A 20609-nucleotide genomic window follows, 5' to 3' on the forward strand; every position below is an offset into this window, starting at 1 on the left:
TAATATGAAGGACTCACAGCCTAACGTAAAGATGATTTTTTTGAAACTGAAAAATAGAGAAATCCAATTTGTTTGGAGTTATATTGAGGTGGGAATTCTTCTGATGGGTATGATATTAAATAACTTCATATGAGTGAAGCTATTTAATATCAAGCAACAACACTATCATTCTTTTTGGATGTCATTTCGAGGGCACAATCCAAATTTCGCTAATCACTTCTTTTCCAGTGAATCCTTCTTTTATCGTATTAAAACGGATCAGAGTACCTACTTCTAGGTTGGTTTTATTTCCATGTGATAGGGGATTGGCAGCATGAATGGGGATGGACGTTGTTTGTATTGAATAGCGAATTTTATCTACCGATATTGTGTGCTGACTGGTATCTATTGCCGTAATCTTGCCGCCGCGTTGCGTTACGGCCTTTGCTGTTGCCAAAGGGGTTGCACCCGGTTTTATTTCATTGGATGGCATTACTGCCCATACCGACTGGTTTATAAACAATAACACTATGCTGACTAATATAGTTCGATGGTTGGGTTTCATATAGCGCCTTTTGTATGAAAAATAATGTTCAAGGTTTATTCCAGAATCTCACGCCAGGATACTCTGCCTTTTGTAGCGGAGGATGTCGCTACAGGAACTGGTGGACTGATTGTGGTGCCGTCAGATTTGCGTATCAATGCATTAATTTGGCCGCTAGGTAACTGGATGATAATAGGACGGCTTGCCAGCGAGCTTCCTAAAGCTAGACCGCCATTCCAGGTTGCTGTAGTGCCATCAGCAAGTGTTGTCGTGCTGCTAATGCTGGTTGTGCCGCCAGTTTGATAGTCTAAGTAATATAACCAGCTACTGCCGCCCGGTACGCAAATGGTTGTGCTTGGGATATTGCTGGTAAAAGCTAACACATTGGATACTAATGCCGGGTCGGTATTGATACGTTCACCAGTCGTTGGGAAATCTACATACCAGCCTTTTTTGGTGGTGTAATCCACTGTATTGTTACTTATTGAACTTGTGCCGTTTGTGTTTATAGTCAGGGTCTGCTGTTGTAAAACGCTACGTACTGGGTCTGTTAAGGTGCTGGTCAGATTATCCAGCAAACCATATATCGTCTGCGTCTGGGTTGCATGGGAATTGGGTGAACTGGAGGAAGGGACGTCCGAATCACCTAAATACTGTCCTGTGCCCACATATACGAATCGTGTCGCCGCTCCATTAATGGTGATGCTAGATAATTCTGGTGTAGTGGTAATCGGCTGCGTTGCTCCGGAGCTGTCTTTCAAGACAGCTAATTTGGCAACAGACCATTGTGATACTGAGCCGGAAAGGTCAAAGCGCCATACATTGCCCATTAAATCTCCACCATACACGTAGTCTGTGGTCATATCCTGGTCGGGATTTGCAACATAGGCGCTGATTTGTGCCAAGCCGCATGGATTGCTTGTAGGTGTGCCAGTACATCCGGTGGTGGGGATGTCTTTGATTAATGCCCCGGTTTTAGGGTTGAGCACAAATAAATGGCCAAGGCCATCGCCACCACTGTCGCCGGAGTTGGTGCCATTATTATAGCCGGACGTTACCAGAACTACCCAGCCATCGGCAGCTGTTTTGACGATCACTGGTTTGCCGAAACTATAACCGGTATTTTTGGTTACGGTTGTTGATCCTGCGCTGTTAGGAAATTCCCATAATACTTTGCTCGCAACAGCTGATTCGCTGGTAGCAGTCGGGGTTGTAACATCCAGAGCATAATAACCGCGTCCGCCTTTGCCAAGTCCACCTACTATTATGCTATGCCAATTCGGTGTGTTTGCGCCTGTTGCACCATCGGTGTTGCGGAAATCAACATCGCCCAAGGCTGGCGTACCATCCACATAATATTTATGCGTAAAGTTGGATTTGCTGCTTAAATTATTCAGATTGGCCATCACCAGGTTAGGAACGTATGCCCATAATTCGGCACCGGTTGATGCGTTAAATCCATGCAGCATACCGTCATTTGAGCCTTGATATACCATGGTAGTGCGCGTTGCATTGGCTTCTTTGAATGTTGTGCTGGTACCCATATAGCCGGAATCTGCATAATTAGCACTTGGTGGAGGCGCTACTAAAGGTTCTGCATTGACCAGATCTCCCAGCAAATGGGCGCGTGCCCTGTAAGTGCCACTTGTTTCGCCAGAAGTATCTCCACGCAAATAGGCTAAAACTGCCGTGCCGTCAACCGGGGAAACACTAGGTGTGTTCAGCAAAGTGAGTTGTGTGCTACTCAGTGCAGTGGATTGAAATGCTATCCCGCCAATAGCGCCTGCCGCATCGGTTGAGGTTGCAATAAAGCGATTGGCTGAAGTACGGCTATCCAGTTGGTATTGAGCTGAGCCGGATGCCCATAGTGACGTTGTGCCTACAGTACCAGTGTTGATGTCAATCGGATAAGCATTTAAATCACCTGTCCAGGTGCCTGAATTGTAGTTGGTTGTATAAGTTGCATTATTGGTAGAAGTGACGTGGGCATTTGCCACGGCTACTGCAGCGGAAGCGCCGACTTTGGCCGTGATGTCTGTGGTAATTGCGTTAATTGCGCTATTTAAAGTGGCTGTGTCGCTAGCAAGTAACGCGCTATTGGTTCCACCGTTATAGGCCATGGCATTCATGACCGATAAGGCATTGGCATTAGCTACTGTATCGCCCAGTGCCACGACATAGGTTTGGATATCGTAAGGGCTGGTGTTGTGGCTGTTGCTGGTGGTGCGCAAGCTACTAACAGCGTTGATTGCATCGGTAGCGGCAGTGCCGAAGCTACCGCTGGTGCAGCTATTAGTGGTAGTGCTCCAGGTGCATGTGTTGGTTCGCTCTGTGTCAGAATACATGGTGCCATCAGTTTTTCCGGTAGGCAATCCATCTGTTACCAGCATGACGAAGTTCTGTTGGCACGAATATGCAATGGGGCTATTTTGATCCTGATATGCGGTTGCGAAATAGGATTTCGCAGAATTCAATGTACCCTGAAGAGGGGTAAATACCGCCGCATTTTTAATTTCGCTCGTTGTTTTGTTGTCGGTTTCGCTACTTAACTTTGCGATTAAATTATTGTAATGGGTCGAAGAATCGGTCTGGATTGGTTCATTAAGCTTGCCCGCTCCGGTGATATCGGCGAGGTAGCCCCATCCCCTGGGCAAGTAAAGCTGGCGATAAACGGGTGGAGTGGCTAAATAGCTGGATAAGAAACCGGCATCAGTTGCCGTGAATGTGCCTCCGCCTACACTACCGGAGAAAGCATTGGTAGCCCATGAATTACCGCTGGATGTTTTATGCGTTGTATAAAGATCGTAATTGGTTGGAGAAGCTGAATTTTGTTGAGAAAGTCCCCACAATGATGTGTATGCCGCAGCGTTACCTGATGTGTAAGCGTCAAAGTACAACACATCCAGAATATTGGCATCATCACCAGATTGATTATAGGTGACGTAATTACCGCCGGTAAAAGGTTGCGGATTGGCTAGGCATTTGAGGTTTCCGTTAGTGCTGTCGATTCCTGGTGTTGCTACGTAACTATTTGCAGAAGATGGTGCGACATAACCAGTGCAGGTATCAGTAAACAACATGCCAGTACCAGCACCTGTCCCCGTGCCGTCAGAGCCTAAATAATAGGCATAGGTATTGTATATTGCGGGCGTCTTTGTCTCATAAGTCATCAGTCCCCAGTTAAAGGCAGTGCGGTAAGAGTCGATGGCATCCCGCATGACTGATCGCCCGATATTTCCCCGAGTGTTTGGATTGTTGCCAGACACCATGGTGCCCGCCATGTATGCATCCATGGATTCGGAATTGTCGTAAATTAGCAGTAAATTCGGTGTTACCGAGTTTTTAACTGCCATGGGGACATTGGCGATATCAGTGGAAGCCGCATTCGCTGAATTTTGGCTTAGTCCCATAATTAGCATCGATACCGCTATCTGTATCGGAAGGTATAACCTGGAATGGTTAGGATTGTTCATTATGGAAACTCCTCAAAAGTAATCTTTTAGACAGCGGCGTCTTCAATGCGTAGGGAAATATCAAGATGAGACGATTGCCTGCACCATGCTGGTGGTATTGCGTGGTCCGGTTACTCGGACTGTGACGCGATAGTAGACCAGTGTTGCTGAAGTGAATGACGTGGAACTGCTTTTTTTGCTACCACCACCACCACTTGTTGGGGTGTTTGAATAGCAATTGCCGGTGACATTGGTAACAGGCAGGCTGCCAGTGCATAAACGATCAATGACGTATTGGACTGAGTAGTCAGTATTGACCGTGGTGTTGGGCACATTGGCCCAATTGATGATAGTGGGGACACCTCTAGAATCTGTGGCTTGCATGAGGGCATAGTAGCTACATCCACTTGTGCAGCCTGATGGATAATTGGCGTCGAGAGAGGTGGTTACAATGGTTGCTAAGGCATTTACAGCGGTCTCAATGCCTGTATCTGTAGTATGTAGGGCCGATTCCCTAAAGGCGAGGTTGCCTGAAATCAAATTATTTGTATCCACTGACCTTACCATTGCAATGCCGGCAAGCGTCATGCTGACTAGGGCTATGAGCGCAATAAATAACGCAGCACCCTGCTGTTTAGGTATGCAACCCACATGCGTGGTGACGGAATTAGGGGTGTGAATGTGCGTTTTCATACGTTTGCCCAAATAACATTGCGTAGTGGAATGATGGTTGTGTATACCTTATAGCGATATTGTTGCCAGTTAGGCAGGTACGATATGTTGATGGAGGTGGTGGTGCCAGTGCTGGCATCGTAATAAGTAGGCGCGCTGCTGGTGACGTTGGTAACTTCTTTTTTGTTACTGCGGGCAACAATGACCAATTTAATAGCCTTGATGCGCTTGATGTTAGCGGAGCTCAAGGGTGCGGCAAATCCATTTGCAGCAGTAGCGTCGACCCAGGAAGATACTGGTTGCACACCCGCTGCACTGGAGATTCCATATTGCGCATCCATACGTACAATATCCGACATTTGTGGGAGAGTTGTGCCCGTAGCGCTATCGGTTAGCTGCAAATTATAATTCGAATCAATCGCGTAGGTGTGTGTAGTGAAAGAACCAAAATCGGTGACAGTAGCGCCAGTTGTGTAGGATGGCCATCCTGATGGTGGTGTAGAAGGATTGTAAGGCGCGCTGCTACCGGAGTTGTGCTGGATTTTTAAGGCTGATGGTTGAACGGTGGTTACCTGCATTACCGTACAAACACCACCTTGCATTAATAAAATGAGTTGGCCAACAGAAAATCCTACGGTACTGCTTATATTGAACTCTGCAGACGTCGGCGGCATGGTCACAGTAATATTGGCAGGTATACCCCCTAATGAATTAGCGCCACCAGTGCTTATTGTTAAAGTGTCTGAAGCGCTTGCGCCCCCATCTGTGATGGATACTGGCGCGAATCCGCCTGACGTTGGCATGCCCGGTGCGGGCACTGTACCGTTATAATAGCTATTTACTGTATTGCAATTCATTACATCGTGATTGATCAAACCAGCACCCGCGCCGCGAATATCCTGTTCAAGCTGTACCATAGCCATTAAACCGTTTTCCTGAGCGTCCGAACCTGCTGTAGTGGTTTGCTTCTGGAATTCAAACACAGAAAATGTTTTCATGACAACCAGGACGGTCAGCAGTCCCAACGTCATGCCGACCATCACCTCAACCAGGCTGAAGCCTTTATGGAGTGCCTGATTGTGTAAGGTATTATTGGTCATGCTAGCCTCGCCTTAGTTAGTGTTGATCTGGGCTGTTGTCACGAAGTTATGCGCTGTCGTGTCTTGGGGGCCTTGCCAGCAAATGGTGACTTTGACCAGCTTTGTATTTGTGAGTGGACTGGTGACCATGATTTGTTGCTTGGTAGCCACTGCGCCAGGTAATAAATTGCTTATCTGGCTTAGCCAATTACTTACATTGGCAGCCGTCGAAGCAGTTCCTATCGAACACGCTGCGCCTGTGCCACCCGTTGCATAATTATCAATATTTGCCCTGTCTACCCACATTTGTCCAATAATCTGATTGGCTGCATAGGCAGCATCTGCTCGGTATTTTGCATCGCTACTGTTTTTTATAGATACAGCTTGTAACCCCATTAGTCCAATAATACCGATTGAAAAAATGAGGATTGCGACTAACGCTTCAAGAAGTGAGGAGCCGTCTTGTTGTATTGAGGGTATAGAGTGAGTGTTCATATTAATAACAATACCTGGGGTCGGAAGTATTGGTAATGCTGGGGGTGCAACTACGAATTTGTCCCCCGGCAGATATTTTAATTCTTAATGGCTGGTCTTGGGCGCTGGCAGTATCGATGTCAATTTGCGTAAGCGCACCGGTATTAGAAATTCGGCCAAGACGATTATATGTAACGGTTGTTGCGCCGGATGGTGTTACAGTTGCTGTAACATTAGGCGAACCGTCACTACTGGAACGTTGCTGTATTTGTACTCCCGCCACGGTGCTTACAGTCCATCCTGTACCCGTAACACTGCTGAGCACAAAATTGACCGGCTCATTTCTGCGAATCGCTTCTGCTCTTGCCAGTTGCAGACCATTTTTGACTGCTTCTGTTGCTGTACGTATTTGCGTGTTCTGTAACCATGTTGTGAAACTGGGTACAGCAATGCCAGCCAAGATAGCTACAATTGCTATCGCTATCAGCAATTCAATAAGCGTCACCCCTTGCTGTATTTTTTCATAATCTAACATTCTGTACCCTTAACTAACCAGCAGGATTTGTTGACTGCGCCACCTGCAAATGAGGTCGTGGATTTAGTGTTTGTTTCATTAATCGTATAGACATAGCCGTTGGCACCGGTGCCTAGTCCGACCCCAGCTATACTACTTGCTGTTGCCGTGTAGGTTTGCGCGGGGCTGCCTGCTGTACATGTAAACGTGAAATATGTGGAAGTCGGTAAGGTTGAACCGCAAGCTCCGCCAGCAGTACCATAGTTTCTATTATCTTGGTAATACTGTTCTAATTGGATGCGGTATTGAGCTAGCAGGGCGTGCCCATCAATAATTTTGCCGCGTGTTATGTAATTGGTATAGGCAGGGTATGCGATTGCAGTCAGGATGCCGATGATGGTAACAGTGATCAGCAATTCAATCAGCGTGAAGCCGGATGAATTCTTTTGTAAAACATAATTATGAGGGTGCACTGATTTCATCGGACTTCCTTCGGCTTTTATATTTTTGATACTAGCTAATTGCATTCTGCAATGCCAATCTTTGTGGATAAACGGTTACTTTGATCGACTGAGTGGTATAGCAGCGACTTTTTCCTTTATTTCTTCTTTAGGTGTGTATTTTATATGTAATAAGTTTTATTCCAACGTTACGACTTCCCCCTTGATTGCCGAGCTGTCATCTCCCATCAAGTACAGGTAAGCAGGCATCAAATCAGCCGGTTGTGTCATGTGCAGGTGATCTTCACCAGGGTGGGTTTTGCGGCGGATGGGGCTGTTGACCGGGCCGGGAATAAGCGCGTTGATACGCAGGTTGGGGTGCAGGTTTTCCCATTCCTGTGCCCAGATTTTGACCATGGGTTCCAGAGCGGCTTTGCTCACGGCATAAGCTCCCCAGAATGCGGCGGGGGTATGGCCGTGTGATTCGCCGGTCATGATGATGGAGGCGCTGGGAGAAGCTTTGAGCAATGGCAGGCAGGCGCGGGTCAGTGCGGCAGGGGCGGCGACGTTGACGCGGAGTAGTTGCAGCCATTGATCCATGCTGTGCAGTTCCAGTGGGAATGGGCTCAACGCGGCGGTGGCGTTGTGCAGTATGCCGTCCAGGCGCTTGAGTTGCAGGCCTATTGATCCGGCCAGGCCTTCAAATGCTTTATCGTCTGCTTTTTCGAAATCCAGCGGAATAATCGCGGGCTGTGGATGGCCGGCATCTTCGATTTCGTCATATACCGCTTCCAGTTGCCCCACGTTGCGGCCATGCAGGATTACTGTAGCGCCATGGGCGGCGTAGGTTAGGGCGGCTTCACGGCCTATGCCGGTGCCTGCGCCGGTGACAAGGATGACGCGGTTATGTAATAAATCTTTAGGTGCCTGGTAATTTTTCATGGTCTAGTGGGTGTTGTTGGTTGCTAGTATCAAGTGTGCGCATTTTACCCCGCTTTGGGTAGCGGCTTCCAGCGTGGCGGGATAATCGCTGGCGGTATAATCGCCAGCGAGGTGGAAATTTGCTAACGCTGTGTGCTGTGCTGGCCGGGGCAGATCGACGTCACAGGCGAAAGTGGCACGCTTCTCGACGATGACCTGATGCCAGATTGCGGTAGGTGGCGTGGCGAATGTCTGCTGTAGTTCTGCGGCGATGCGTGTGGCCAGTGTGGCATGATCGAGTGCGCTGTGCGCGCCGGCAGTGCTGATAACCACGGCTAACAAGCCATGCTGCTGATGGGTGATGCCACGATCAAATACCCACTGCGCTATGGTGTCGGTCAATCCGGTCATGGGACGTGGCAGCCGGATATGCGGGGGGTATTGCAGATAAACCGTGGTAATGGGTTGGTAGCTGTATGTTTTTAATTGTTGCGCGATCGGTGCTAGCTCTGGCAGCTTGCTGATCAGCGCGGCAACTTGATGTGCAGCGACAGCACAGATGACATGACTATGCTGATTGCCATCTATAGTGTAGCCATCGGGGGATGCGCTGATGTGCCTGATGCGCTGGTGGAGGTTTACGCTACCGCCACGCTGCCGTACATAATCTGCTGCTGGAGTTGGGAAAAATGCCGACAGATCTACGCTGGGTATGATGAGGTCGCTGTCATGCTGGCTGCGGGTGAGGCTGTCGCGCAACACGTTGAGAAACACCTGGGCTGACGCTGTGGCGATAGGTGTGTTGAGCGCGGCGAGGCACAGTGGCTCCCACAACAGCTTGATTAGTACATCGGGCTGCTTTGCCAGTAATTGCACGACGCTGCAGTCCTGTTTCAGTTTGAAGCCGCGTAGACGCTGTTGCAGCATGAAGGCGATGGCAGCCCAGCGCTGTGCCGTGCTGATGCCATGAGCAGTTAATAACGCCAGCAAGGTATTGAAGGGCGCGGGGAGTTGCGGTGCAGACAGTTGTAGCCCATTTTCGCTATGCAGAGTCAATGGCTGTTGCAGCCAGATAGTCGTATTCGGATTGACGAGGCGGGCTAATGCCAGTGTGGTTTGGTAGGCACCCAACAGCAGGTGCTGGCCGTTGTCGAGCGGCGTATCCAGTTGCGCATGGCTGAGTTGCCGGGCACGGCCGCCTAATACGCCGCCGGCCTCGTATACCGTTACTTTGACGCCGTTTTGTGCGAGCGTTACTGCCGCTGCCATGCCGGCGTAGCCGCCGCCGATTACGGCAACGTGCTTGCTGCTATGCGTTTCCTGCACGCAGGTCAGCCCTTCATCCAGGTGCGCCAGGCTATCCACAGTTTGCGGATAGGGGTCAGTGCGGTGCGCTGGGTGAGTACCTGAAAACCATCGTGGCGGATTTCTTCCAATAACGTGCGGTAAATGCCGGCCATGACCAGCCCGGTTTTCTGTGCCTTGCGATCGGCGGCAGGGAGGGCGGCAAATGCCTGCTCATAGAACTGTTGTGCACGCTGGTATTGAAACTCCATCAGTTGCTTGAAATTCTCCGTCTGGCGCGCATTGAGGATGTCGCTGGCAGGAACGTTGAATTTCGCCAGTTCATCCATAGGCAGATAAATGCGGTTGCGCCGCGCGTCTTCACCGACATCGCGGATGATATTGGTAAGCTGGAATGCCAGCCCCAGATCAGCAGCATAGTGCAGAGTGGCGCGGTCGGTATAACCGAAAATGACTGCTGACAGTTCTCCTACCACACCGGCTACGCGGTGGCAGTACAGACGCAGTGATTTGAAGTCTTCGTAGCGATGCAGGCTCAGGTCCATTTCCATGCCGTCGATGATTTCCAATAACTGTTCGGCGGGCAGGTTGAAGTCGCGAATCACTGGTAACAGGGCGTGGCTCACCGGATGGTGCGGCTGACCCTGATAGAGGTCACTGATTTCCTGGCGCCACCAGTTGAGCTTGGTTTGCGCGACATGCTCGTCAGTGCATTCATCGACGATATCATCGACTTCTCTGCAGAATGCATACAGGGCGATAATGGCGCGGCGGCGCGGCGCGGGCAGAAACAAAAAGCTGTAATAAAAGCTTGATCCGCTAGCAGCGGCTTTATCCTGGCAATACTGATTCGGGTCCAAAGCGGTTTCCTATTTAGCGCGCAAAGCGCGGTAGAGCATGTTTAGCCAATCGCGGGTGCCGAGTACGGGGCGTTGGGTGTAGATATCGCCTTTGCTGGCGTGGAGCTTTTCCAGTACGGTTGCGCCACCCATAATGATCATGCGTAATTCCAGGCCAATACGGCCTTTTAGTACTTTACCCAGCGGTGCACCCGCTTGCAACAATTTGCGCGTGCGTTCTATCTGCATCAGCATGAATGGCGACCATGCACCGCTGCTGTCATGTCGCGCAATCTGCGCTTCGCTGATATTGTATCTGGCTAATTCATCCTGCGGCATGTAGATACGGTCTTTATCGTAATCAATGGCAATATCCTGCAGGAAATTGATAATCTGTAATGCTGAACAGATCGCATCGGAATATGCGAGGCTGCGCGGATTATGTTCACCATATAAGGCCAGCATCAGCCGCCCGACAGGGTTGGCCGATTTTTTGCAGTAATCCATGACTTCGCCAAAATTGGCATAGCGTGTTTTAACCACATCCTGCGAGAAAGCGTCGAGCAGGTCATTGAATGGCTGCAAAGGCAGTTTATGGCGAGCAATAACTTGCGCCAGGTCGCGAAATAATTCAGTTTGTGGTTCGGTGTTGCTGGCAATGCGGGATAGTTCGGCACGATAGCCGTCCAGAGCCGCCAGCCGTTCGCCGGCGCTGGCATCGCCTTCATCGGCAATGTCATCAGCACTGCGTGCGAAATGGTAGATGATTTCTACTGCGTGCCGTAAGCGGCGGGGCAGCAGTATGGACGCGACCGGAAAGTTTTCGTAATGGTTTACTGGCATGCGAATAATCAGCGAGTTGGAAAATTTTAATGTTTTTTAAGAATTGATGCTGACAGCACCTACCCAATTATATTACACTAAGCAGCTTGCGAAAGTGGCGGAATTGGTAGACGCACTGGATTTAGGTTCCAGCGCCGTAAGGCGTGAGAGTTCGAGTCTCTCCTTTCGCACCATCTTTATACTCTAGGATTACTGTGCGCCCGCTTGTGGCGCACTTTTCACATTATCTATCCAACTCAATCAAGGATAATTCATGCAACACGCTAATATCGAACAAATCAGTGCTTTGGAACGCCGCATTAACCTTTCTGTGGAAATGCAGGCAATCGAGTCCGAAGTGGCCAATCGCTTAAAGCATATTGCACGTACGGCTCGTGTGGATGGTTTTCGTCACGGTAAGGTTCCTATGTCGATTGTTGCTAAGCAGTATGGCGGCGAAGTGCGTCAGGAAGTGCTTGGTAATGCGGTGGAGCGTGCTTTTTCAACAGCTGTTCAGGCAAACCAGTTAAAAGTTGCCGGTTTCCCGCGTATCGAGCCAAAAACAGATGCTGCAGATCAGGCTTTGTTTGAGTTCTACGCCGTGTTTGAGGTTTACCCTGAAATTACGTTGGGTGATATCAGCACTGCCGAGATTAGTCGTCCGGTTGTGGCAGTTGGCGATGCTGAAATTGATAAAACACTGGATGTGTTACGTAAGCAGCGTGTGCAATACGAAAGCGCCGATCGCGCCGCGCAAACCAATGATTTGGTGACACTGGATTATGTAGGCAAGGTTGACGGTGAAGTGTTCGCTGGTGGCGAAGCCAAGGGTTTCCGCGTAGTTGTTGGTGAAGGCCGCACCCTGCCTGATTTCGAAGCGGCTTTGCTGGATGTTAAGGCGGGTGACAAGAAGACATTTGACGTGGCTTTCCCCGTTGATTATCAGGCTGCCGAACTGGCGGGTAAAACAGCGGAATTTAGCGTCGAAATTACTGATGTAGCTGCGCCTAAGTTGCCTGAAGTCGATGCGGAATTTGCCAAGAGCCTGGGTATTGAAGACGGCGACGTAGCTAAAATGCGCGCCGAGATCAAGGGCAATCTGGAACGTGAAGTGAAAAACCGTGTTCTGGCGCAAGTAAAAGATCAGGTCATGCAGGCTCTATTGGCTGCAACGTCTATCGATACGCCTAAATCTCTGGTGCAGAATGAAGCGCAACGTTTGATGGAACAGGCGCGCAATGACTTGCAAGCGCGTGGCATGAATGTTGCTGATATTCCTATGCCTACGGATTTGTTTGAAGAACGTGCGCAACGCCGTGTAGCATTGGGACTGATTTTGTCGGAAGTCGTACAAAAGCATGCGTTGGCAGCGAAAACCGAACAAGTTAAGGAAATGATAGAAGAGCTCGCGCAAAGTTACGAAGACCCGCAGAACGTTGTTAACTGGTATCGTAAAAATCCGGAAAAAATGCAAGAGATTGAATCCTTGGCATTAGAGAACAATGTTGTAGAATGGGTACTAGGGCAAGCTAAGGTAACGGATCAAGTGCTCGCTTTTGATGAATTAATGGGGAAGGCATAACGTAATGATGACCAATAGCAACTGGGATCCACAAGCCTTGGGTTACATCCCAATGGTGGTTGAGCAAAGCGGGCGTGGCGAACGCTCCTATGATATTTATTCGCGCCTGCTGAAGGAGCGAGTGATATTTCTGGTAGGTCCGGTTAATGAGACGTCTGCAAATCTCGTGGTGGCTCAGTTGCTGTTCCTTGAATCGGAAAATCCTGACAAAGATATTTATTTCTATATCAATTCACCAGGTGGTTCAGTTTCAGCGGGTATGTCTATTTACGACACCATGCAATTTATCAAGCCTGATGTCAGCACACTGTGCATGGGTCAAGCGGCCAGTATGGGTGCGTTTCTGCTGACAGCGGGTGCCAAGGGTAAGCGTTTTGCATTGCCGAATGCGCGCGTAATGATTCATCAGCCATTGGGCGGTTTCCAGGGTCAGGCATCGGATATTGCGATTCACGCCAAGGAAATATTGTATTTACGTGAGCGTTTAAATGGCATGATGGCATTCCATACCGGACAGGATATGGCTACGCTGGAAAAGGATACCGATCGCGATAATTTCATGAGTGCCGAAGAGGCTGTAAATTATGGTCTGATCGATAAAGTGATAACAAGTCGCGCTGAAGCTGCGGCATAATTAAGTTAAATCTTAACGGAGGATATGCCATGTCTGACAAAAATAGCGGCGAAAAACTGTTGTACTGCTCTTTTTGCGGTAAGAGTCAGCACGAAGTGCGTAAACTCATTGCAGGGCCATCCGTATTTATTTGCGATGAATGTGTAGAGCTGTGCACGGATATCATTCGCGAAGAAATTCAACAGGACAAGATGGGTAAAACGGACAAATCCGCTTTACCGACACCGCAACAGATACAGATTATCCTGAACGATTATGTTATCGGCCAGGATAAAGCCAAGCGCATTCTGGCGGTTGCTGTCTATAACCACTACAAGCGTTTGCGTCATTCTGACGGCAAAGGCGATATCGAACTGGCAAAAAGCAACATCCTGCTGATCGGACCTACCGGTTCGGGTAAAACCTTGCTGGCTCAGACCTTGGCGCGATTGCTCGATGTGCCGTTCGTCATGGCTGATGCAACTACACTGACTGAAGCCGGTTATGTGGGTGAAGACGTCGAAAATATCATTCAGAAGCTGTTGCAGAAATGCGATTACGATGTTGAAAAAGCCAAGAATGGTATTGTTTATATTGATGAAATTGATAAGATTTCGCGTAAATCCGACAACCCATCCATTACCCGCGATGTATCGGGCGAGGGTGTGCAGCAGGCTTTGCTGAAATTGATCGAAGGTACTACCGCGTCGATTCCGCCACAAGGCGGTCGCAAGCATCCTAATCAGGAATTTGTGCAGGTTGATACCACAAATATGTTGTTTATATGTGGTGGCGCATTTGCCGGCCTGGAGAAGGTAATCCAGAATCGTTCTACCAAAGGCGGTATTGGTTTCGGTGCTGAAGTGAAGAGCAAGGATGACAGCAAGGATATTTCTGCGCTATTGCAGGAAGTTGAGCCAGAAGATTTGATTAAGTTTGGTCTGATTCCGGAGTTAATTGGGCGTTTGCCGGTTATTGCTACGCTGGAAGAACTGGATGAAACCGCTCTGATGACTATCCTGACCCAGCCGAAAAATGCATTGACCAAGCAGTATGCCAAATTGTTTGAAATGGAAGGTGCGGAGCTGGAATTTCGCGAAGATGCGTTGATTTCGATCGCCAAGCGAGCGCTTGCACGTAAAACAGGCGCGCGTGGTTTGCGTTCCATTATTGAACATGCGTTGCTGGACACCATGTTTGAATTGCCTTCGATGGAAAATGTAACAAAAGTTGTTGTTGATGAAAATGTCATTAATGGCACTGCTAAGCCATTAATGATTTATGCTGATCAGGCAAAATTGGCTTCATGATCAAAACTGACTGGTTGCCAGTAATTATGGCAACCGGTTGGTTTTTTGGTAATATAAACACGCTTGGATTCAGGCGCTTGCGGATAATATGTGCAGGTACGGCTTGAATTTTGTTAAGCTGCCCGTATATGTGTCCTATGTCGTTCAATTCTCATATAGGGTGTCACTATCATGGCCTTACTCCAAGACGCTGAAGCTTTAACACTGCCATTACTCCCGTTGCGTGACGTAGTGGTATTTCCTCATATGGTGATCCCATTGTTCGTGGGTCGCGCCAAATCAATAAAAGCACTTGAAATTGCCATGGAAGCCGGCAAGAGTATTCTGCTGGTTGCGCAGAAGTCCGCATCCAAAGATGAGCCTACACCTGAAGATTTGTATCATATCGGCAGTGTGGCAACCATATTGCAGATGCTGAAATTACCAGACGGCACCGTAAAAGTGCTGGTCGAAGGTAACCAGCGTGCAAAAGTGCTCGAATATGCTGATCTGGACAGTCATTTTGTCGGTACCGTTGAGCTGGTGCCAAATGATGATACGACTGATGATAATGAAGCTGAAGCCACGCGCAGAGCCTTGGTTACCCAGTTCGATCAGTATGTCAAACTCAATAAAAAAATACCCCCTGAAATTCTGACCTCATTGGTTGGTATCGATGAAGCTGGCCGTCTGGCGGATACTATAGCCGCGCATTTGCCACTCAAGCTTGAGCAGAAACAGGACATTCTTGAAATGTTCCCGGTGCAGGCGCGCCTCGAACATTTAATGAGCTTGCTCGAAGGCGAAATCGATATCCTGCAGGTGGAAAAACGTATTCGCGGACGTGTTAAGCGTCAAATGGAAAAGAGTCAGCGCGATTACTATTTGAATGAACAGGTTAAGGCGATCCAAAAAGAACTGGGTGATGGTGATGAAGGCGTAGAGCTGGAAGAGCTGGAAAAGCGCATTAAAGAAGCCAGAATGAGCAAGGATGCCGAGGCTAAGGCTGAGTCTGAGTTGAAGAAACTCAAGATGATGTCGCCTATGTCAGCTGAAGCTGCTGTGGTGCGTAGCTACATCGAAACCTTGATCAGCCTGCCGTGGAAGAAGAAAACCAAAATCAGTAAAGACTTGGCAAAAGCTGAGATGATTCTGGATAAGGACCATTACGGCCTGGAAAAAGTTAAAGAGCGAATAGTTGAATACCTTGCTGTGCAGCAACGGGTAGAAAAACTCAAAGGCCCGATTTTATGTCTGGTTGGGCCTCCTGGTGTGGGTAAGACCTCGCTAGGGCAGTCTATCGCTAAAGCCACAAATCGTAAGTTCGTGCGCATGGCTTTGGGTGGTGTGCGCGATGAATCAGAGATTCGCGGTCACCGCCGTACATACATTGGTTCTATGCCGGGCAAGATTTTGCAAAGCATGAGCAAGATAGGAGTGCGTAACCCGCTATTCTTGCTGGATGAAGTGGACAAAATGGGCCAGGATTTCCGTGGCGATCCGTCGTCAGCGCTGTTAGAGGTGCTGGATCCTGAACAAAACCACACTTTTGCGGATCACTACATCGAAGTGGATTTCGATCTGTCTGATGTGATGTTCGTAGCGACAGCCAATACATTGAATATTCCTGCGCCGCTGCTGGATCGTATGGAAATCATTCGTCTGTCGGGTTATACCGAAGATGAAAAAGTGAGTATTGCCGAACGTTATCTTGTTTCCAAGCAAATGGCTGCAAATGGATTAAAGCCGGAAGAGTGTTCTATTTCCGAAAGTGCGTTGCGCGACATAGTGCGGTATTACACGCGTGAGGCCGGGGTGCGTAACCTGGACCGTGATGTGGCAAAAATTTGCCGCAAGGTGGTAAAGGCATTGCTCACCAAAACAACCAAAGCTGGGAAGATTACAGTTACCGCGCGCAATCTGGATAAGTATTTGGGAGTGCGTCGCTTCAGTTACGGCGTGGCTGAGAAATACAATCAGGTTGGCCAGGTTACCGGTTTGGCTTGGACAGAAGTGGGGGGTGAACTGCTGACCATTGAAAGTGTGCTGTTGCCGGGTAAAGGTAAAATGATCACTACTGGCCAGTTGGGCGATGTGATGCAGGAATCGATACAGGCAGCCATGTCAGTGGTTCGTAGCAGATCCCAGGCATTAGGTATTCCGCAAGATTTTTATCAGAAGAATGATATTCACATTCACTTGCCTGAGGGTGCTACACCCAAGGATGGGCCAAGTGCGGGTATCGGCATCTGTACCGCACTGGTGTCGGTATTGACGGGTATACCTGTAAGGGCTGATGTTGCCATGACGGGTGAAATTACCTTGCGCGGCGAGGTCTTGCCTATCGGTGGTCTGAAAGAAAAGTTGTTGGCTGCACATCGCGGCGGTATCAAAACAGTGCTGATTCCAGAAGAAAATGTCCGTGATTTGGTCGATATACCTGAGAATATTAAAAACAAGCTGGATATTCAGCCTGTGAAATGGATTGATCAGGTATTGAAAGTGGTGCTGGAGCGTCAGCCGGAACCATTGGCCGAGGTTCCTGTGGTGGCTGGGGAAGTCGTTCCTGCAGTGGCAGTTCCAGCCGAAATTGTAACAACCAAGCATTAATTTTGACTAATTTACCAATTTATCGGTAAAATCGCTACAAGCCGCTTGACACAAGGTTTTGCGGCTTGTTATAAAGCTGGTTGCAGGATTTTCCTGTAATAACTTAACAGAAGGGGATACACGTGAACAAATCTGAATTGATTGATGCTATCGCAGAATCAGCTGATATTTCCAAAGCTGCTGCTGGTCGTGCGTTAGATGCAACTGTTGCTGCTGTTACAGCATCATTGAAAAATGGTGAAATGGTTACTTTAGTTGGTTTTGGTTCTTTCTACGTAGGCGATCGTGCAGAGCGCGATGGTCGTAATCCCCAAACTGGTAAAGCCATCAAAATCAAAGCTGCGAAAGTTCCTAAATTTCGTGCTGGTAAAACATTGAAAGATGCTGTAAACTAGTCGTCTTTCCTGGGTGCTTAGCTCAGCTGGTAGAGCACCGCCCTTACAAGGCGATTGTCGGGGGTTCGAACCCCTCAGCACCCACCAAGTTTCATATTGTTTTTGGAGTGGTAGTTCAGTTGGTTAGAATACCGGCCTGTCACGCCGGGGGTCGCGGGTTCGAGTCCCGTCCACTCCGCCAACACGAAAGGCGAACCTAGGTTCGCCTTTTTTTTCGTAAATTTTTTAGTGTGACTACCAATGCTAGATTCGATTCGTGAGCGTACCCATGGTTGGTTGGCTAAAGTTATTTTAGCGTTAATTACCATTCCCTTTGCGTTATTTGGAATTGATTCATATTTTAATAATCGTGGTGGTGACACTACGGTAGCAACAGTCAATGGTGACAAAATCAGCCGCCAGGCGTTTGACCGTGCGCTTAAAGATCAACGGGCAGAATTATCTGCATCCATGGGGGCGAGTTTTGATCCTGCGGTGCTGGATGATCCTAAAATTCGCCAATCCATACTGGATGATTTGATCAAGCAGCAGCTATTGGTCGGGTCTGCCCATAAAGTGGGGATGGTGGTCAGTGACGCCAAATTGGCAAAATTTATCGGCGAAATACCTGCATTTCAGGAAAACGGTCAATTTTCCAATACACGTTATGAGCAATTGCTGCGCCAGCAGGGGATGACAGTTGGCGAGTTTGAGCGTCGTGTACGTCAGGAGTTGCTGCTGAATGATATGCGTGTTGCATTTTCGCAATCTGCATTTATGCCGGCAAGTGTTGCTAAACTGTTTTCTGCCGCATTTGATCAGCAGCGTGAAATCAGTTCATTTAAAATTAGTGCATCTGCATTCCTGCCCCAGGTAAAGATCACCCCGGCGCAGATCAAAACATACTATGATGCGCATCAGGCTGAATACAGTGTTCCTGCACAAGCCAGGTTCGAATATGCAGTATTATCATTGGATAACATGGCGCAGCAAATCGCTGTGGATGATGCCGCTATTAAGCAATACTACGACCAAAATCTCGCTAAATACAGCGAACCTGAACAACGTCAGGCACGTCATATACTGATTGCGGTGACACCTGCGGATGATGCCGCTAAGCGGGCTGAAGCCAAGGCGAAAGCGGAGCAGATATTCAAGCAGGTAAGTGCTTCACCTGCTAGCTTTGCTGAACTGGCAAAGCAAAATTCGGCTGATCCGGGTTCGGCTGCTCAAGGTGGCGATTTGGGATGGTTTCCGCGTAATGCAATGGTTAAACCCTTTGCAGATACCGTTTTTAGTATGAAGCAGGGCGAAATTAGTGCTCCTGTTGCTACTGACTTTGGTTACCATATCATTCAATTGACCGGTGTCAAACCCGCGCAGGCACGCAGTTTCGATTCCGTTAAGGCAGAGATTAAAATTGAGTTGCAAAAGCAGCAGGCCGGTAAACTCTTCGCAGATGCGGCTGAGCGTTTCAGCAATCAGGTGTATGAGCAATCTACCGAACTAAAATCTACTGCTGCGGCGCTGGGGATTAAGCTGGTTACTTCTGACTGGATAGCCCGTAAGGGTGGCGCTAATGCCGGGGTGCTGAATTCACCTAAGATGCTGCAAGCAATGTTTTCGGACGATGTGTTAAAGAACAAGCGGAATAGCGAAGCAGTGGAAGTCGCACCGAACACCTTGGTCTCAGCGCGTTTGGCTGAATACAAACCTGCCAGTGTGCAAGGGCTTGCGACCGTCAGTGCAGCGATAGAGTTGTTATTAACACAGCAACAGGCGCGTGCCTTGGCAAAACAGCATGGCGAAGCTATGCTGGCGCAATTAAAGGCAGGTAAAGAGCCCGGCGATCTTCATTGGGGTGGCTTTCAGTTAGTGAGTCGCAGTCATGCCGAGAGTGTGCCCGCTGCCCTAGTGGAAGGTATATTTGCTGCAGACGAGAAGTTGATGCCAGGTTATATTGGCGCGGCGGATGCGGATGGTGGATACCAGTTGGTGCGTGTTACTCGTGTCATGCCGACACCGGCTCCTGATGCGATGAAGTTGAAAGCTATGCAAGGTCAATTGGCAAATATTGTTGCTCAACAGGCCTTTTCAGACTATCTGGCAGGCTTGAGTCGTGTTGCCAAGATTGATATTAAAGCTGCGGCTATAGAAAAAACTGCCCAGTAATTTGCAGTTAATGATTTACGCCAGTTGTGCTGGTTATAAAAAAGCCCCAAACCAAGGTTTGGGGCTTTTTTATTAGTCACATAATACGTTTGCGTTCATGGAATCAGTCGAAACTGGCGCCTACCGTGGTATTGAAGCCAGCATCCACATAGGTGATTTCGCCGGTAATACCGCTTGCCAGGTCTGAGAGCAAAAATGCGGAGGTATTGCCGACTTCTTGAATCGTGACGTTACGACGTAACGGTGAATGTTTTTCCACATGGTTTAATATTTTACTGAAGCCGCCGATACCACTTGCTGCCAAAGTTTTGATTGGGCCTGCGGAAACAGCATTGACGCGAATGCCTTTGGGTCCCAGACTTTGCGCCATGTAGTACACATTGGATTCCAGGCTGGCTTTGGCTAAGCCCATGACGTTATAACTTGGTACGGAGCGTATCGAACCAAGATAGGACAATGTCAGCATGGCAGCGTTACGACCCTGCATCATCGGCAAACCGGCTTTGGCAAGTGCAGCAAAGCTGTAGGAGCTGATGTCATGCGCTATCTGGAAATACTCGCGGGTAACGGCATCGAGATAATCACCCGTCAGTGCAACTTTAGGTACGAATGCAATCGCGTGCACGATACCATCGAGGCTATCCCATTCTTTACCCAGATCAGCGAATAGCTGGTTTATTTCGTCATCGCTGGCGACATCACATGGTAATACGATGTCACTATCAAACTCTTTGGCCAGGGCGGCAACACGATCCTTGATTTTTTCACCCTGATAGGTAAAGGCCAGGGTTGCGCCTTCGCGACGACATGCCTGAGCGATGCCGTAAGCGATAGAACGATCACTGATCAGGCCTGTAATGAGTATGCGTTTGTCTTGGAGGAATCCCATGTTTTATCCTTGTCTATCTGCAGTAAAAAGCTAAGCTAT

At 48.7% G+C, this 20609-nt stretch carries 18 protein-coding genes and 3 tRNA genes; 9 read left to right on the top strand and 12 right to left on the bottom strand.

Going from position 1 to position 20609, the window contains the following annotated elements; translation table 11 throughout:
• Positions 1–181 precede the first annotated feature (181 nt).
• From EJE49_RS08250 to hpnC, 11 genes are all read right to left on the bottom strand, one after another.
• Positions 182–544, bottom strand: a complete 363-nt coding sequence (locus tag EJE49_RS08250; protein WP_124949965.1) for a hypothetical protein — start codon at positions 542–544, stop codon at positions 182–184.
• A gap of 35 nt (positions 545–579) precedes the next feature.
• The gene (locus EJE49_RS08255) at positions 580–3933 is read right to left on the bottom strand and encodes a pilus assembly protein (RefSeq protein ID WP_189941779.1); all 3354 of its coding nucleotides are present in this window, start codon (positions 3931–3933) and stop codon (positions 580–582) included.
• A gap of 123 nt (positions 3934–4056) precedes the next feature.
• Positions 4057–4668 (bottom strand): pilus assembly PilX family protein, encoded by a 612-nt coding sequence (locus tag EJE49_RS08260; protein WP_124949967.1) that lies wholly within the window; start codon positions 4666–4668, stop codon positions 4057–4059.
• Complete coding sequence (locus EJE49_RS08265) at positions 4665–5687, bottom strand: PilW family protein (protein ID WP_223246876.1); 1023 nt, start codon at positions 5685–5687, stop codon at positions 4665–4667. Before EJE49_RS08265 ends, EJE49_RS08260 begins: the two co-directional genes overlap by 4 nt.
• A 72-nt stretch (positions 5688–5759) precedes the next feature.
• The gene (locus EJE49_RS08270) at positions 5760–6221 is read right to left on the bottom strand and encodes a type IV pilus modification PilV family protein (protein ID WP_124949969.1); all 462 of its coding nucleotides are present in this window, start codon (positions 6219–6221) and stop codon (positions 5760–5762) included.
• 1 nt (position 6222) lies between these two features.
• The gene (locus EJE49_RS08275; RefSeq protein ID WP_124949970.1) at positions 6223–6735 is read right to left on the bottom strand and encodes a GspH/FimT family pseudopilin; all 513 of its coding nucleotides are present in this window, start codon (positions 6733–6735) and stop codon (positions 6223–6225) included.
• Positions 6729–7196 carry a type IV pilin protein gene (locus tag EJE49_RS08280; RefSeq protein ID WP_124949972.1) on the bottom strand — a complete coding sequence of 156 codons (468 nt, stop codon included), beginning with the start codon at positions 7194–7196 and terminating at the stop codon, positions 6729–6731. Before EJE49_RS08280 ends, EJE49_RS08275 begins: the two co-directional genes overlap by 7 nt.
• 156 nt (positions 7197–7352) lie before the next feature.
• A complete protein-coding gene (locus EJE49_RS08285; protein ID WP_124949974.1) occupies positions 7353–8096 on the bottom strand; it encodes a YciK family oxidoreductase in 744 nt (247 codons plus the stop codon).
• Positions 8097–8099: 3 nt separating this feature from the next.
• On the bottom strand, positions 8100–9440 hold the full coding sequence (gene hpnE / locus EJE49_RS08290; RefSeq protein ID WP_223246877.1) for a hydroxysqualene dehydroxylase HpnE: 1341 nt from the start codon (positions 9438–9440) through the stop codon (positions 8100–8102).
• On the bottom strand, positions 9407–10240 hold the full coding sequence (gene hpnD / locus EJE49_RS08295; protein WP_124949976.1) for a presqualene diphosphate synthase HpnD: 834 nt from the start codon (positions 10238–10240) through the stop codon (positions 9407–9409). Before hpnD ends, hpnE begins: the two co-directional genes overlap by 34 nt.
• A gap of 9 nt (positions 10241–10249) precedes the next feature.
• Entirely contained in the window at positions 10250–11062 is an 813-nt protein-coding gene (hpnC, locus tag EJE49_RS08300; RefSeq protein ID WP_124949978.1) for a squalene synthase HpnC, read from the bottom strand.
• An 88-nt stretch (positions 11063–11150) separates the two neighbouring features.
• Here hpnC and EJE49_RS08305 point away from each other — a divergent pair.
• From EJE49_RS08305 to EJE49_RS08345, 9 genes are all read left to right on the top strand, one after another.
• Positions 11151–11235 (top strand) — tRNA-Leu (locus EJE49_RS08305).
• Positions 11236–11315: 80 nt separating this feature from the next.
• A complete protein-coding gene (gene tig, locus EJE49_RS08310) occupies positions 11316–12623 on the top strand; it encodes a trigger factor (protein WP_124949980.1) in 1308 nt (435 codons plus the stop codon).
• A 4-nt stretch (positions 12624–12627) separates the two neighbouring features.
• Positions 12628–13257 carry an ATP-dependent Clp endopeptidase proteolytic subunit ClpP gene (gene clpP, locus EJE49_RS08315; RefSeq protein ID WP_124949982.1) on the top strand — a complete coding sequence of 210 codons (630 nt, stop codon included), beginning with the start codon at positions 12628–12630 and terminating at the stop codon, positions 13255–13257.
• A gap of 29 nt (positions 13258–13286) precedes the next feature.
• Complete coding sequence (clpX, locus tag EJE49_RS08320; protein ID WP_124949984.1) at positions 13287–14546, top strand: ATP-dependent Clp protease ATP-binding subunit ClpX; 1260 nt, start codon at positions 13287–13289, stop codon at positions 14544–14546.
• Between the two features lie 171 nt (positions 14547–14717).
• Positions 14718–17135: an endopeptidase La gene (gene lon / locus EJE49_RS08325; protein WP_124949986.1), complete on the top strand. Its 2418-nt coding sequence runs from the start codon at positions 14718–14720 to the stop codon at positions 17133–17135.
• A 122-nt stretch (positions 17136–17257) separates the two neighbouring features.
• Positions 17258–17530: an HU family DNA-binding protein gene (locus tag EJE49_RS08330; protein ID WP_124949988.1), complete on the top strand. Its 273-nt coding sequence runs from the start codon at positions 17258–17260 to the stop codon at positions 17528–17530.
• Positions 17531–17541: 11 nt separating this feature from the next.
• A tRNA-Val gene (locus EJE49_RS08335) sits at positions 17542–17617 on the top strand.
• 17 nt (positions 17618–17634) lie between these two features.
• A tRNA-Asp gene (locus EJE49_RS08340) sits at positions 17635–17711 on the top strand.
• Between the two features lie 59 nt (positions 17712–17770).
• The gene (locus EJE49_RS08345; protein ID WP_124949990.1) at positions 17771–19681 is read left to right on the top strand and encodes a SurA N-terminal domain-containing protein; all 1911 of its coding nucleotides are present in this window, start codon (positions 17771–17773) and stop codon (positions 19679–19681) included.
• Between the two features lie 103 nt (positions 19682–19784).
• Here the strand turns inward: EJE49_RS08345 and fabI are convergent, their stop codons facing one another.
• Positions 19785–20570 carry an enoyl-ACP reductase FabI gene (fabI, locus tag EJE49_RS08350; protein ID WP_124949992.1) on the bottom strand — a complete coding sequence of 262 codons (786 nt, stop codon included), beginning with the start codon at positions 20568–20570 and terminating at the stop codon, positions 19785–19787.
• Positions 20571–20609: the final 39 nt, after the last annotated feature.

Source organism: Sulfuriferula thiophila (assembly GCF_003864975.1).
GTDB lineage: Bacteria > Pseudomonadota > Gammaproteobacteria > Burkholderiales > Sulfuriferulaceae > Sulfuriferula > Sulfuriferula thiophila.